Source organism: Mammaliicoccus sp. H-M34 (assembly GCF_022386495.1).
Classification (GTDB): Bacteria; Bacillota; Bacilli; order Staphylococcales; family Staphylococcaceae; genus Mammaliicoccus; species Mammaliicoccus fleurettii.
The window spans coordinates 75,708-90,687 of record NZ_JAJNIK010000010.1; the positions used below are offsets into that span (position 1 = coordinate 75,708).

Annotated in this window: 16 protein-coding genes; 13 read left to right on the forward strand and 3 right to left on the reverse strand. The window is 31.0% G+C overall.

Going from position 1 to position 14,980, the window contains the following annotated elements; genetic code table 11:
* The first annotated feature begins 6 nt into the window (after nt 1–6).
* A complete protein-coding gene (gene argF / locus LQ608_RS11255; RefSeq protein WP_239751961.1) occupies nt 7–1,008 on the forward strand; it encodes an ornithine carbamoyltransferase in 1,002 nt (333 codons plus the stop codon).
* 64 nt (nt 1,009–1,072) lie between these two features.
* Here argF and rarD read toward each other — a convergent pair whose 3' ends face one another.
* Together rarD and hutG are read right to left on the reverse strand one after the other, a co-directional pair.
* Nucleotides 1,073–1,981, reverse strand: coding sequence for an EamA family transporter RarD (gene rarD, locus LQ608_RS11260; protein ID WP_239751963.1), 909 nt, complete (start codon nt 1,979–1,981; stop codon nt 1,073–1,075).
* A gap of 3 nt (nt 1,982–1,984) precedes the next feature.
* Nucleotides 1,985–2,974 (reverse strand): formimidoylglutamase, encoded by a 990-nt coding sequence (gene hutG / locus LQ608_RS11265; RefSeq protein WP_107509931.1) that lies wholly within the window; start codon nt 2,972–2,974, stop codon nt 1,985–1,987.
* Nucleotides 2,975–3,131: 157 nt separating this feature from the next.
* On the opposite strand from hutG, the gene LQ608_RS11270 reads away from it, so the two are divergent.
* Complete coding sequence (locus tag LQ608_RS11270; RefSeq protein WP_239751965.1) at nt 3,132–3,815, forward strand: hypothetical protein; 684 nt, start codon at nt 3,132–3,134, stop codon at nt 3,813–3,815.
* A gap of 275 nt (nt 3,816–4,090) precedes the next feature.
* Nucleotides 4,091–4,582, forward strand: coding sequence for a metal-dependent hydrolase (locus LQ608_RS11275; RefSeq protein WP_239751967.1), 492 nt, complete (start codon nt 4,091–4,093; stop codon nt 4,580–4,582).
* 55 nt (nt 4,583–4,637) lie between these two features.
* Here LQ608_RS11275 and LQ608_RS11280 read toward each other — a convergent pair whose 3' ends face one another.
* The gene (locus tag LQ608_RS11280; protein ID WP_169711986.1) at nt 4,638–4,790 is read right to left on the reverse strand and encodes a hypothetical protein; all 153 of its coding nucleotides are present in this window, start codon (nt 4,788–4,790) and stop codon (nt 4,638–4,640) included.
* A gap of 180 nt (nt 4,791–4,970) precedes the next feature.
* Between LQ608_RS11280 and LQ608_RS11285 the strand changes: the two genes are divergently transcribed.
* From LQ608_RS11285 to LQ608_RS11330, 10 genes are all read left to right on the forward strand, one after another.
* The gene (locus LQ608_RS11285; protein WP_239751969.1) at nt 4,971–6,158 is read left to right on the forward strand and encodes a UTP--glucose-1-phosphate uridylyltransferase; all 1,188 of its coding nucleotides are present in this window, start codon (nt 4,971–4,973) and stop codon (nt 6,156–6,158) included.
* A 13-nt stretch (nt 6,159–6,171) separates the two neighbouring features.
* Entirely contained in the window at nt 6,172–6,870 is a 699-nt protein-coding gene (trhA, locus tag LQ608_RS11290; protein ID WP_481817140.1) for a PAQR family membrane homeostasis protein TrhA, read from the forward strand.
* A 9-nt stretch (nt 6,871–6,879) separates the two neighbouring features.
* A complete protein-coding gene (locus tag LQ608_RS11295; RefSeq protein WP_078358114.1) occupies nt 6,880–7,122 on the forward strand; it encodes a hypothetical protein in 243 nt (80 codons plus the stop codon).
* Nucleotides 7,123–7,246: 124 nt separating this feature from the next.
* Nucleotides 7,247–7,648 carry a TipAS antibiotic-recognition domain-containing protein gene (locus tag LQ608_RS11300; RefSeq protein ID WP_239751971.1) on the forward strand — a complete coding sequence of 134 codons (402 nt, stop codon included), beginning with the start codon at nt 7,247–7,249 and terminating at the stop codon, nt 7,646–7,648.
* Nucleotides 7,649–7,754: 106 nt separating this feature from the next.
* On the forward strand, nt 7,755–9,353 hold the full coding sequence (locus LQ608_RS11305) for an amidohydrolase (RefSeq protein WP_239751984.1): 1,599 nt from the start codon (nt 7,755–7,757) through the stop codon (nt 9,351–9,353).
* 3 nt (nt 9,354–9,356) lie between these two features.
* Complete coding sequence (gene sdrM, locus LQ608_RS11310) at nt 9,357–10,697, forward strand: multidrug efflux MFS transporter SdrM (protein WP_239751973.1); 1,341 nt, start codon at nt 9,357–9,359, stop codon at nt 10,695–10,697.
* Nucleotides 10,698–10,725: 28 nt separating this feature from the next.
* Complete coding sequence (locus LQ608_RS11315; RefSeq protein ID WP_107509927.1) at nt 10,726–11,193, forward strand: SepA family multidrug efflux transporter; 468 nt, start codon at nt 10,726–10,728, stop codon at nt 11,191–11,193.
* A 71-nt stretch (nt 11,194–11,264) separates the two neighbouring features.
* Nucleotides 11,265–12,734, forward strand: a complete 1,470-nt coding sequence (locus LQ608_RS11320) for an MDR family MFS transporter (RefSeq protein ID WP_239751975.1) — start codon at nt 11,265–11,267, stop codon at nt 12,732–12,734.
* A gap of 133 nt (nt 12,735–12,867) precedes the next feature.
* Nucleotides 12,868–13,929, forward strand: coding sequence for an Mrp/NBP35 family ATP-binding protein (locus LQ608_RS11325; RefSeq protein WP_107509926.1), 1,062 nt, complete (start codon nt 12,868–12,870; stop codon nt 13,927–13,929).
* 15 nt (nt 13,930–13,944) lie between these two features.
* Nucleotides 13,945–14,589: a KinB-signaling pathway activation protein gene (locus LQ608_RS11330; RefSeq protein WP_239751976.1), complete on the forward strand. Its 645-nt coding sequence runs from the start codon at nt 13,945–13,947 to the stop codon at nt 14,587–14,589.
* Nucleotides 14,590–14,980 lie beyond the last annotated feature (391 nt).

Below are 14,980 nucleotides of genomic sequence, written 5' to 3' on the forward strand. Positions count from 1 at the left end.
ATATCTATGTTAAAGGAATTAAATAAGACGAGTTTTTTAAAAGAAGTTGATTTTTCTAAAGAAGAATTAGAAACACTTATTGATTTAGCTATAGAATTAAAATTCAAAGAAAAGCATCAGATCCCACACCGTTTTTTAAGCGGAAAACATATTGCTTTATTATTTGAGAAACAATCTACAAGAACACGTTCTGCTTTTACAGTAGCTGCTACTAAAATGGGGGCGAATATTTCTTATCTTGGTAAAGAAGATTTACAACTTGGTAAGAAAGAATCTGTAGAAGATACAGCAATTGTATTAGGCTCAATGTTTGATGGTATTGCTTTTAGAGGTTATGATCAAAAAACAGTAGAAGACTTAGCGAAATACTCAAAAGTACCAGTTTGGAATGGATTGACGAATGAGTGGCATCCCACACAGATGTTAGCTGACTTTTTAACTATTAAAGAGCATTTTGGTACATATGAAGGAAAGACTTTGACTTTTATCGGGGATGGTCGTAATAACATTGCGAATTCATTGCTTGTAACAAGTGCGATACTTGGCGTAAATATCCATATAGTAGCGCCAAAAGAATTGCATCCTAATAAAGAAATTCAAGAGATGGCCAAGTCACTTAGCGAAAAATCTCAAAGCGAAGTGTTAATCACGGATGATATTCAAGAAGGTATTTATGGAAGTGATGTCATATACACAGATGTATGGTGTTCAATGGGGGAAGAAGACAAACTTGAAGAACGCTTTGAATTATTAAAGGATTATCAAGTGAATCAGAACCTTATAAATTTAACAGGTAAAAATGATACTTTATTTTTACATTGCTTACCTGCCATTCATGATTTGAATACAGAAATGGGGGCACTCTGTTTCGAAAAATTTGGTGTAACGTGTATGGAAGTAACTGATGACGTTTTTAGATCAGACTATTCTAAAGTATTTCAACAAGCAGAAAATAGAATGCATACAATAAAAGCATTATTAGCCACTACGTGTGGAGAAATATTTTAAAGTGAAAAAAGAGTGGGGAAGAAATCTTTTTATAAAATTAGATTTCTCACCCACTCTTTTTTATTTAAAAATCTTTTATTAATTTCTTTCGATTACGATTGATTTCAACATATTTAGTATAGCTATAAAGAATTATACCTGCCCAAATAAATATAAATGTAATTAACTGGTCAACATCAAATTGTTCACCAAGTAGGAAAATACCTATAAAGAACATAAGAGTAGGACCGATATATTGAATGAACCCTGTTAGTGAAAGAGGTATTCTTCTAGCTCCAGCACTAAATAGTATAAGTGGTATTGCAGTTATTGCGCCAGATAGTAATAACCAACCGCTAGAATGATTCATTCCAAAAGTAATAGCATCATTTTGTGATAAGTAGAATATATAAATAAGTGCTGCTGGTAATGTGACAATACATTCTATTGTAATACTACTAAAAGCATCGATATCTACTACTTTCTTAATTAACCCGTACAATGCAAAGGAAGTTGCTAATAGTATCGATACGTACGGAAATTCACCGACTTGGAAAGTCATATAAATTACGCCTATAAAAGCTAGTGCAATTGCTATCCATTGTGCTTTTGAGAAACGTTCTCCTAAAAATATAAAAGCTAGGAATATACTCATTAAAGGATTTATATAATAGCCTAGACTCGCTTGAAGTACGTGATGGTTATTAACTGCCCAAATAAATGTACCCCAGTTAACTGTAATAATATAACCTGCAGCAATAATCGCTAATAACATTTTTTTTTGCTCAAATAATTTAATTGTTGCATTTTTGAACATTGATAGTTGTTTAGTAAATGTTAATAATAACAACATGAATACAGCGGACCATATTATGCGGTGGGCTAGTATTTCGAATGGACCAATTTCATTTACGAGGTTCCAGTATATTGGAAGAATACCCCAAATTATATATGCGAAAGTTGCATACATAATACCTTTTTTAAATTCTGACATTGTTTATGACTCCCATTGTGATTGAATAACTTCTGCTTGATCGTGATAAATGTTTGAAGCAATATTTGCAAGTAATCTCGAAGTTCGATTATCAATATCGAATCTTGGTGATAGTTCTGCAATACTAATGCTTGTGCTTTTATTTGAATTTGTAACTAACTGTAAAATTGTTTGTACAATTTGAGGTTGTAATCCCATTATACAAGGTGCACTTACAGCAGGTGCATAACTAACATCGATTGAATCTGTACATAATGTTATGAGTATTTCGTCGTATTCTTCAATAAATGAATTTATTGAAGTAATTGTTTCGATAGATAAATGACTACGTAGTTCATCTTCACGTATATACTGTACGCCATATTCATCAGCTCTTTCGAACAATGCTTTTGTATTACCATTTTTCTGTATACCTAATACAAAATAACCGACTTGGTCATCTTGATCTAAAATTTGTTTAAACATTGTTCCAGAAGAAGGTTGTTCATCATAATCTCTCATATCAAAATGCGCATCTATATTTATGATGCCTATTTTTTTGTTTTTATTAGCTCTTCTCACGCCTAAATAATGTCCATATAAAACTTCATGACCGCCACCAACAATGACTGTGAAATGGTTATGTAATAGAATTTTAGAAATTTTATCTCCTAGTTCTTCTTGTGCATCTTCCATTTTAGTTTTGTTGCAAATGACGTTACCATAGTCTGTTAAATGTAAATATTCATTATGAATTGGTAAGGGACTCAATGACTTTCTAAAATGTTTAGGACCATCAACAGCTCCTGTTCTGCCGTTGTTTCTAGAAACACCTTCATCACATTCAAAACCTATAAGCGCCATGTTTACTTGGTGCTCAAATTCTTTCTTTGGTTGAATATCATCTTTTTCGATATTAATCGAATTCACAATTTGATGAAATCTGAATGCAGAGCGTAAAGATAAGCTATCAGTTCTACCAGTCCATTCATCCTTTTTAACATCTTTATACATAACAAATACCTCCTACATGTTACAATAGTTTTTACTAATATCAGTTTATCATGTATGATATTCTTATGTTTTAATATGTGCTTAATTATTTTATAAGAAAGAAGTGTCTTTAATGAGAGAAAAGAAAGAAAAAGCAAAAAGGCCGAGGAGTGATTCAATGAAATGGATTTATGGTCTCTTAACAGTTTGCTTATTATTTCTAGTAGCATGTGACAATCAATCTTCTAAGAATAATGAAACAAATAAAGAAAAGTCGTCAAACGTAAAAACAACAGAAGAAGATACAAATGAAGTTAAAACGAAAGAAGAAAAACGTATTGACAATAAAACAGTAGAAAAAAATAAAGCTCAAAATAACAAAAGTATAGAAAATAATGAAAAGCAGTCTGTAGAAGAAATTCCAGTAGAAGAAAATGTTAACGGTGTTAAACCTAACAACCATACTGTACCTGAAGAATTCGATACAAAAGTATATAATACTGCAAGAAATTGTTTGTTAAATCAAGGTAATTCTCAAGCAGAGTGTGATGATGTAGAAAGTACAATAGAATTCACGAGAGCTTGGCAAAATTTAAGTCATGATGGTTATTTATGTAATGATGATGGTTGTACTTTGCCTAAAGATGATCAACATCAAGATAACAGTCAACAATCAGATCAAGATTCAAATTATCAAACAGATGAATTGAATACGAATGAAAATAATCATCGAGAAAATCACTCGAATAATAACAATCAACAATATAAAGATACGAATAAAGAACAACAAAAACAAAATCAATCAAATGAAACAACAAATGAAAATGCAAATAATCAAGAGAATTTAAATAAAGCAAGCTAAATAAAAAGCGTTCGTCTCTGTAGACGAACGCTTTTTATTGTGAAATAAGGGGGTTATTTCAACAATGGTATAGGGTTATGTTTAATATGACTTACAACTATAGTTTAACAGGCTTTTATTTCAAATCAATACTTTTGTGATTGTTTTCACAATTTCGTCATTTGAATTTATTTTTTGTGATACACATCACGATAAAGTCACAAAGTGTTCGTATACTTGTTCGGTATTTTGTGGTAAAATAAATTAAAATGATTTTGAAAAGAGGAAAAATTAATATGACAGGAAAAACACATCTAGCTTGCGGTATATTCATCGGGTCATCATTAAGTATTTATTATGGAGAAGATGTTTTCACTTCTTTTACGATAGTTAGTTTATGCGGCGTTTCAAGTTTAGTTCCAGATATTTGCCATTTTAAAAGTAATATTGGAAAGAAGTTATTTCCAATTAGCCTTATTATAAGATTGATTTTTGGACATCGAACATTTACTCACTCCTTATTATTTTTATTTCTAATATTTTGGGGATTGAATACTATTTCTGCACCGGAACCTTATTTAGTGTCTATAATATTAGGTATGTTGTCTCATATTATTTTAGATATGTTAACGCCTAGGGGTGTGAAGTTATTCTATCCATTAGATGTCTCTGTTAAATTGCCAATTGTATTTAAAACAGGTGGGGCACTTGATTTAAGTTTATCTTCTGCCTTTACGATTGTTACAATTATATTATGGTGGAAAGATATTTATCGTTTATTTATATAAATAACGAAAAGAGGCTGAGACAATTAATTGTCCCAGCCTCATTAATATTAATATGTTATTTTCCGAATTTACCTTTTAAATCTTCGCCTTTATCTTTAGCGAAGTCTTTACCTTTTTCTGTGTACTCATCTTTATTTTCGTTTACGTGGTCCTTACCTTTTTCAACTGCTTTGTCTTTTGCGTCGTTGAACTTATCTCCTAAACTCATAATAAAATCCTCCTTGGCCTATTATTAATAGGAATATTTTGTGTTTGAACCAACACATTATTATATTTACCCGTTTATTTTTTAAATAATCATTTTAATTATTATTTTTTTGTGATATTTTTAGACAAATCATTCTAAAGTCGTATAATGATAATGAGTCAAATATTCGGAGGTATTATAATGCTAGATGAAACAATGTTAAAACAACATGGACAAGAACACTTTTTAGAGTATAGTAAAGTGATGAGTCAGAGTGAGAAAGAACAATTAGATTTAGATATTAATAGATTGGATTTAGATGAAATAAATGATTTATACCAAGATGTATATGTAAATAGAAAACCAATTGAAGTTGCAGAAGATATAGAACAAGTTAATTTTGATGTAAAAAGTCAATTTACACTAGATGAGTTGAAGTCTTATAGATCATTAGGAATTAAGGCTATTAAAGATGGGAAATTCGCTGTCTTATTAATGGCTGGTGGGCAAGGTACTAGATTAGGACATAAAGGTCCAAAAGGTACATTCTCATTTAATGATAAAAGTTTGTTTGAAAGACAAGCTGAACAATTACGTAATTTAACTGAAGAAGTAGGTACGCCAATTCATTGGTACATTATGACAAGTGATGTTAACCATAAAGATACGTTATCATTCTTCCTAGAGCATAAGTATTTTGATTATGACGAAAATTATATTCACTTTTTCAAGCAAGACCACATTGTAGCTTTAACTACGGAAGGTAAATTGATTTTAGACACTGATAAGCATATTATGCGTACACCTAATGGTAATGGTGGTGTGTTTAAATCATTAGAAAAGAATAATCTATTATCAGAAATGAAAGAGAATGGCGTTGAGTATTTATTCTTAAATAACATTGATAATGCATTAGTTAAAGTATTAGATCCAGAATTTGTTGGATATACTATAGAGAAAAATAGTGATGTTACAACTAAATCAATTAAAGCTTACGAAGATGAAAAAGTAGGTCGTATTGTTTCAGTGGATGGAAAAAAACGAGTGCTTGAGTATTCTGAACTAACTCCTGAAGACGTAAATAAACTTGATAATGCTAATATTGGTATTCATGTGTTTAAAGTTGATTTTCTAATTGATGCAGCATCTAAACCACTTCCTTATCATTTAGCTGTTAAAAAACTTAAGCAATTAGATGAAGATTTCAGTGTAGTTGAAATTGAATCATTAAAGTTTGAATTATTCTACTTTGATATTTTTCAATATGCTCAAACTTTCGCTACACTTCAAGTGAATAGAGATATAGAATTTAGTCCTTTAAAAAATAAAGAAGGAAAAGATAGTATAGAAACAGCTCAAAAAGATTTAGAAAATAATCAACTTTTATAAAAGAGGTATATGAATGGATCAAATAAATAATATGCAGTCTCATCCTAGAAAAGACGGGAAAGTTAAAGAAGCATTTAAAGATATAATGCCACTCTCATTTGGAGAGGAAGTAGGAAATGCAGTTTCTCATGGTATACCAGCATTTTTACTTTTATTCTTCTTACCGTACGCAGCTGTTGAAAGCTATATTAATGACGGTGTACTTAAATCAACAAGTGTATCTATATACATTATTAGTATTATGCTTATGTTCTTATCATCAGCAGTTTATCATTCAATGTCTTCATCTTCACCTCAAAAGTATATTATGAGAATCATTGATCATAGTATGATTTATATAGCAATTTGCGGAACTTATACACCAATAGCTTTGTCATTAGTAGGTGGCTGGTTAGGCTGGGTCATTATGGCTGTTCAGTGGGGTATAACTATTTGGGGAATCATTTATAAATCTACTGCTAAAAATGTAAATCATAAATTGAGTTTGGCAATGTATTTAATTATGGGATGGATGGCTGTACTAATGTTACCAACCATTATAAATAAAACATCTTTAATTTTCATGTTATTTATAATGATTGGCGGTATTAGCTACACGATAGGTGCATGGTTCTATGCTCAAAAGAATAGAAAGTATTTCCATATGATATGGCACTTCTTTATCCTTGTTGCCTCTATATTTCATTTTCTAGCAATTATGTACTTCATGTAGGAGGTCAAAATGAATTATCGTTTGTATTATAGTGTCCTTACGATTATTATTTTAATACAAGGTTATTTCTTTTATTATTTTGTATTTAGTGATGGTAAACAAGGCGGTTTACAGTTTATGGGATTCGTTTCTCTAATATTTGGATTGATTTTAGTCTATGTCATAATAATGCTCGTTAAACATCAAAGAAGAAATAATAGCCAAAAATTCAATGAACATATTAAAAAAGGTGAACAAAGACGGTTAAAATAATTTTAATAAGGACGACCAACTAAGGAAATGTATAATTAGTTGGTCGTTCTTTTGTTAATTTTTGAAAAAAGGGGTAAATATACAATATAAGATAATTTATCGATATGAATAGGGGGACATGATCATGTCAGATGAAAGAAAATTTGAAGCATTCAATCGTGAAAAATTAAATAAAGAAGAAGAAGTACAAGGAGAAGTGGTCGAGGACAGAAGCGGTCATAAAATTGATCAAGCTGATGACAATTTCTTAGATATGAGTCAAAGTGAAATTAAAGGTAAAAATCAAATTGAAAAGAAATTATTAGAGAAATTAGATAATCTCGTGCAACAAGGTGCCACATTAGAAAAACAAGAAGAAGTAACAGACTTGCACAGAGAATGGCTAACTTATAGTTGGCCGAACTATACAGAAGATAGACATTTAGAGATCATCAATATGTATGAAGCGGATAAAAGATATCGTGATTATTTTGGTGAAGATAGAACACAAGAATTGATATTAGCAGTTAAGCATGTATTGAAATAAACTGAGTACATGACCACGGAAAGTATGTGCAAAAAAGTCATCGATTTTATCGGTGTCTTTTTTGCTTTTATATATGTAAAATTGACTTATGTTAATTTATAAGGAGATGGGTCTGGTGAAGAAGCTATTCAACAATGGGAAAATATATACTATGAATCATTCTGAAGATACATATGTAGGTGTTATCGTTAATGATGGAACAATAGAAAGTTTATTAACACAAGATGATCTAAATGAAATCAATATAAATGATTTTGAAGTAATAGATTTAAATGAGGGTACGATGTTCCCTGGTTTTGTAGAAACCCATATCCATGTGCTTGGAACAGGTGTATGGCTTTCCTCTGTTATCTTAAACGGTGAAACAAATATAGAAGTCGTTAAAGATAAGATTAAGCAAAAAGCTGAACAACTTGAACCTGGTGAATGGTTAGTTGCTGAAGGATATGATGAAAATTTATTACATGGCATTAGACTAGATAAGAACGATTTAGATGAGTTGTGTAAAGATAATCCAGTTATCATTAAACGAGTTTGCAGACATGCAGCAATCGTCAATACGAAAGCTTTAAAAATATTAGATGTCAAAGATGATGTAGACAATCCTGTTGGTGGATCATATGAAAAACAAGATGGTGAGTTAACTGGCTGGATTTATGATACAGCTATGGAACCTTTTGAAGAATTAGCTTCTAACGAAGATGAACAATCGCTAACTAAACATTTACAAAATGCTATAGATTATTTATATCAATTTGGCATAACGGGATCTCATACTGAAGATTTAGGATATTACGAAGATTATAAAGATGTCTTGAACGCTTATAAAACAGTGGTTGGTGGAGAAGATCATCAAAGACCATTTAGAGTACGTTTGTTACGTCACTTTAGTGTTTATGAACAAATGATGGATGAACAAGCTACTTTCGTTGATGGTTGGTTAGAACCAGATGCTATGAAATTCTATGCAGATGGTGCTTTTGGTGGTAGCACAGCTTTATTGAAAGAACCTTATTCGAACGACCCAGCTGGTGAAAATTATGGTTTATCCATATATACTCAAGAAGAATTGAATGAAAAAGTTCAACTAGCTAGAAAATATAATGGGGCAATAGCTGTTCATATGATAGGCGATAAAGCTTGCGAGATGGTATTAGATGCTATTGAAAAATATCCAGCACCAAAAGGGTTAAGAGATAGATTGATTCATATTAGTACTTTGAATGAGGAATTACTAAAACGTGTTTCTAAATTACCCGTAATATGTGATGTGCAACCTCAGTTTATTACGAGTGATTTCCCATGGGTGCAAGATAAAGTTGGAGATCAAAGAGCGAGATATTTATATCCATTTAAATCAATGTTAGATTTGAACATTATTATAGGTGGTGGGTCTGATGCACCTATAGAAACGCCTAATCCGATGTTAGGTGTTCATGCAGCTGTAAATAGACAATCTTATGGAGAAAACGGTGCATATTTCATTGAAGAAGCAATATCCATATTTGATGCAATGAGTTTATATACGACACAAGCAAGTGAAATTGCACAAACAACTGATAGAACAGGAAAGATAAAACCTGGATACGAAGCAGATTTTACAGTATTAGATAAAGATCCATTTGAGACTGACCCAAAAGAGTTAGCGAATATACAAGCAATTAAAACGATAGTTAACGGAAAAATTGTTTACGAAAGAGAGTAAATTATGAGTAAGAATAAAGGAATTGTACTAGCATTAGTACTCATTATGTTTATGAGTGCAATTGAAACATCTATAGTGTCATTGGCAACACCAACGATGCAAAGAGATTTTAATATTGAAACAGAAGTGGCATTAATTTTTACAGTATATTTAATCGCAGTCGTATTTATGACACCAATTGTTGGTGAATTAGTTAAGCGTATAAATATTAAATTTGTAGTTCTACTTGGAATATCAGTTTTTATAATTGGTAGTGTATTTTGTGGATTAAGTGAAATGACAAATAGTTTTCCATTGCTCGTCATTTCAAGAATTGTTCAAGGACTTGGTGCAGGCGTGATGATGACTTTAGGACAAGTTGTACCAAAGTTAGCATTTCCAATACCACAAAGATATAAAGTAATGGGCATAGTTGGAAGTGTTTGGGGAATATCAAGTATTGTAGGTCCACTACTAGGTGGTGCAATATTAGAATCTTTAAACTGGAGCTTTTTATTTTATATAAATGTACCTATAGCTTTAATATCAATCTGGCTCGTTATTAAATATTTTAATTTTGAACAAGAAAAAGTAGAAAAAACGAAATTAGACTATAAGGGATTACTTATATTTTATGGTGTAGTAGCTAGTTTCTTATTAATAGTAGCTGAACATATACCTTTTATAGTAAGGGGGATTTGTTTCATAATATTAATAGCACTCGCTTTTACTTTATATAAAATAGAAACAAGTATTAAAAATCCATTTGTTCCAATTGAAGCATTTAATAGGAAAATTATTTTAGTTCTATTTACCGACTTAATATATTCAACAATGTTAATGGGATATACTATTTTTATGCCAATCTATTTACAGAATGAACAAGGTTTTTCTCCGCTACAAAGTGGATTAACGATATTTCCTATGTCGGTCGGTTGGCTGTTTATTACATTTATATTAGGTAGACTAGATAAAATAAAATTAAAGTTTATTTATATGTTGGCTTTCTTAGCAATGTTTGTTGGTAGTTTCGCAATTATAACTGGAGTAGAATGGATTGTAATTATTCCTTTCGCTGTGTTTGTGATGGGTGTATCTTTTGGAACAGTATATACAAAAGATGTAGTAGTAGTTCAGGAAGAAGCACCAAGTCATCAGTTAGGATCAATGATGTCGATTTACACATTGTTCAAAACAATTGGAAGTACAACTGGATCATTAATAGTAGCTTCCATATATGTGCTAGATGTTCCATTCTTAACTTACGGTGTGCAAAATATTATGCTTTATATTATACTCGTCGCAGTAACTTTAACGATTGCATGGTCGATCATTTTTAAAGAAGTAAATAGGGATAGCATTTAACGAAGAATACAAAAGGGAGTAACAATGTATGAAAAGAAAAAACAAACGCTTTGATTTATTTCAATTATTGACGTTATTGATTATTATAAGTATCTTCACATTGTCTGGTGCAATTTTCATTGTGTTACTTTCTTTTGGTATGTTTGGCTTAAGTAGAATATTAATTTATTATGGTTTGGCAGAATTCAATTATAATAAAAGTGTGATAGATAACTTGTTTTATTATGGTAGTTATATTTTATTTGGTTACTTCACATTAGTTGCCATTGAATTTTTATTAGACAGATTCAAAAATAAATTGAATGATAATCCGTACTTTAAAGGCATGACCTTCCATTTATTAACCATTACTGTTAGTACAATTATGTTTTATTTCACAGTGCATATTTATTATTCACAAATAAAAATTGAATTCTGGGTAATTTTAATTATTATTACGATTCTATATATATGTACTGAAATCTTTTATCCAGATAGTAAAAATTTAAATAGATGAAACATTTATTTTGATTTCCGAAATAAAATAGTGCATAATAGCAAAGGTATATTTTAGAAGGAGTTGAAACCATGAATGTTCAGGATATTTCAAAAGGTAAAAGAAATCTAGTCGTAGCTGTGATGTTAGTAAGTGCCTTTGTGGCAATTTTAAATCAAACTTTATTAAATACAGCGATACCTGAAATCATGGTACATTTAAATATTGATGCTAACCAAGGACAATGGTTAATGACAGGATTTATGTTAGTTAATGGTGTTATGATACCAGCGACCGCATTTCTAATGGATAAATTTAATACAAGACCACTTTATTTAATGGCGATGTTATCATTTACAATAGGTACACTGGTAGCAGCACTTTCGCCTAATTTTAGTATATTAATGTTAGCGAGAGTACTTCAAGCTATGGGTGCGGGAGTTATGATGCCCCTTATGCAATTTGTACTCTTTAATTTATTCCCTAAAGAAAAACGTGGCTTTGCGATGGGTATGGCAGGTTTAGTTATTTCATTTGCACCTGCATTAGGACCAACTTTATCAGGATACTTAGTGGATAATTTTAGTTGGAGAAGTCCATTCTACTCAATTATTCCATTTTCAGTAGTAGCATTAGCTTTTGGTGCGAAATACTTAACAAATATTTCTAAGCCAAAAGATGTACATTTAGATGTACCATCTTTAATTTTATCAACAGTAGGATTTGGATCGTTACTGTATGGGTTCAGTAGTGCAGGATCATTAGGATTTACTTCGGCTACTGTTATCATTACATTGATCGTTGGTGTTGTTACATTAATAGTATTTATATTCAGACAGTTAAAACTAGAAACACCATTATTGAATATAAGAGTGTTTAAATATAAAACATTTGCACTAACGACAGTTATAGGTGTATTTTCAATGGTATCTTTAATTGGACCATCATTGTTGATGCCAATGTATATGCAAGATGCTAGAGGTTATACAGCACTCATATCAGGCCTGTTATTATTACCAGGTGCAATTGTAACGGGAATCATGTCTCTTGTAACAGGTCGCTTATTTGATAAATATGGTGCAAAATGGCTCGCTATTACAGGTTTCTCAATTATCAGTGTCACGACGTTGATGCTTGCATTCTTGAGTACCGATACGTCATTAGCATATTTGATTATCGTTTATACAGTAAGAATGTTTGGTGTTTCTATGATTATGATGCCAGTTAACACAGCTGGTTTAAATGCGATACCAAACGAAGTATTATCACACGGAACAGCAATGATGAATACTTTAAGAACAATTGCTGGTTCAATTGGTACGGGAATTTTAGTAACAATCATGTCAATTGGTGCTAAAAACTTTAATCCATCAAAAGAACAATTAGAGGTAGCAAGTTCTGGTAATAAAGCAGAAATATTACAATCTCAAGCAATGATACATGGTATTAATATTGCGTTCTTAGTATTAACAGTTATCGTATTCTTTGGAGTTGTACTTTCAATATTTCTTAAAACAGAGAAAATTAATCGAAACACTAGAATACCTAACCACTCAAAATAAGATTTTAAACAGGTTGAGACAAATTAATGTCTCAGCCTGTTTTTTGAACATTAAACTACCTATTTGTATAATTTTTTTGTTACACTAATTATAAAGATGAATAGATAAACATTTTAGAAGGGGAGTCGTAGCTTTGTTATCTGTAGAACAGGTTAAAGAACTTGTGGGAGCATTACATGATCCAATTGTGGATGTACCATTAAAAGAAACAGGCGGTATTATTGAGGTAAGCATTAAAGAAGAGAAAGAACATGTCAGTGTGAAGGTTGCTATTGCTAAGTTAGGTGGACAGCCACAATTAGATTTACAAATGGAAATTGTTGATTTATTAAAAGAAAATGGTGCTAAAACAGTTGGAATAAGATTTGATGAATTGTCTGCAGAAGCACTAGAAAAATTTAAAGCAGTAATGGAAGAACAAACAATTGAAGGATTGTTATCTAAAGATAATCCTGTAGAATTTATAGCTGTAGCTTCAGGTAAAGGTGGCGTCGGCAAATCAACAGTAGCGGTCAATTTAGCAGTGTCGCTTGCAAGACAAGGGAAAAAAGTTGGACTTGTTGATGCTGATATTTATGGTTTTAGTGTTCCAGATATGATGGGTATTCAAGAAAAACCCGAAGTAGAAGGAGAACAAATCATACCTGTTGAACGTGAAGGTGTTAAAGTTATTTCTATGGCTTTCTTTGTGGAAGAAAATGCGCCAGTTATTTGGAGAGGACCTATGCTCGGTAAAATGATTACTAGTTTCTTTACCGAAGTTAAATGGGGAGAGTTAGACTATTTAATACTCGATTTACCTCCAGGCACTGGTGATGTAGCTTTAGATGTACATACAATGTTGCCTTCAAGTAAAGAAATTATTGTTACAACGCCTCATCCAACTGCTGCATTCGTAGCAGCGAGAGCGGGCGCGATGGCTAAACATACTGAGCACTCAATTATTGGTGTCATTGAAAACATGTCTTATTTCCAAAGTAAAGAAACTGGAAATAAAGAGTATGTATTTGGCAAAGGTGGAGGCACGAAGTTAGCAGAAGAACTTCAAACAACATTATTAGGAGAACTTCCTTTAAGTCAGCCAGAATGGGATGAAAATAATTTCTCACCATCTATATATAAAGAAAATGAAGATCTAGGTAAGGTTTATAGTCAAATTGCTAAAAATATAATTAATATAACAATGGAAGAGTAGTGCGGAGGTAAGCAAGTGACCTTAAAATATTTAATTCAATTTTATAGAAATACACTGCTTATTGGTGTTGTCGTTACATATTTATCATCTTTAATTTTTGGTTATGATAAAGTAACGAAGTATTTATTTGCAGGAGATATAGGAAACTTTATAGCGGCATCAGTATGGTTTATAGTAGTAGGTCTACTAGTTGCCACAATAAGTCAGTTAGCATATTTTATCTATTTGTTTATAAATCAGTTAGGTATCGGAATATTTGGGAAGATTTGGCCACATGTACAAATTGTTGTCACGGTATTTGCTATATTCGATCTAGTCTATTTTAGATTTTTAAGATTTGGTGGCACTGATCAAATACTTTCATTTATTTGGCTACCTATAGTCGTTATTGTTTTTGCAATCATCACAAGCAATCTAAAAAATAAGCAATCTAAAAAGAATTTATGGATACCATCTATGTTCTTTATGATAGTTATGACTACTGTAGAACTGATTCCATTTTTAAGAGTAGAAGATACAAGCTGGATTTATTTAACAATATTTGGGTTATTATTATGTAATGTTTATCAGCTTATTACATTGCCAAAATTTAATGCATTGTCTCTCGAAGAAAGAAAAGCGAAGAAAGCAAATCATGAAAATAGCATTAAAAGTAAGTGATAAATGAACAAAAACACAAGAATAAAGGTTTATTACACCTTAATCTTGTGTTTTTTAATTTTTTGTAAAAAAATCGATATATATTATTGACTTTTATAAGACCACTTGATATTATATAAAGGTCGCTGAAAACGACAGCACAACAACAAAAAAGAAATTTAAAGTTTTTGTTAAAAGTGTAAAATTAACTCTTGTTAATACGCATTAAATGTTATATATTTATAAACGTGTTAAAAATTAGTTAAGAAACAAGTTGAAAACAATCGTTGTTTTTAGTACAATATTGTTTAGACATTTAACAAATGAACATTGAAAACTGAATGACAATATGTCAACGTTAATTCCAATAATTGAGTACTTATAGTACTTCAAAGAGTGATTGGCTTAACCA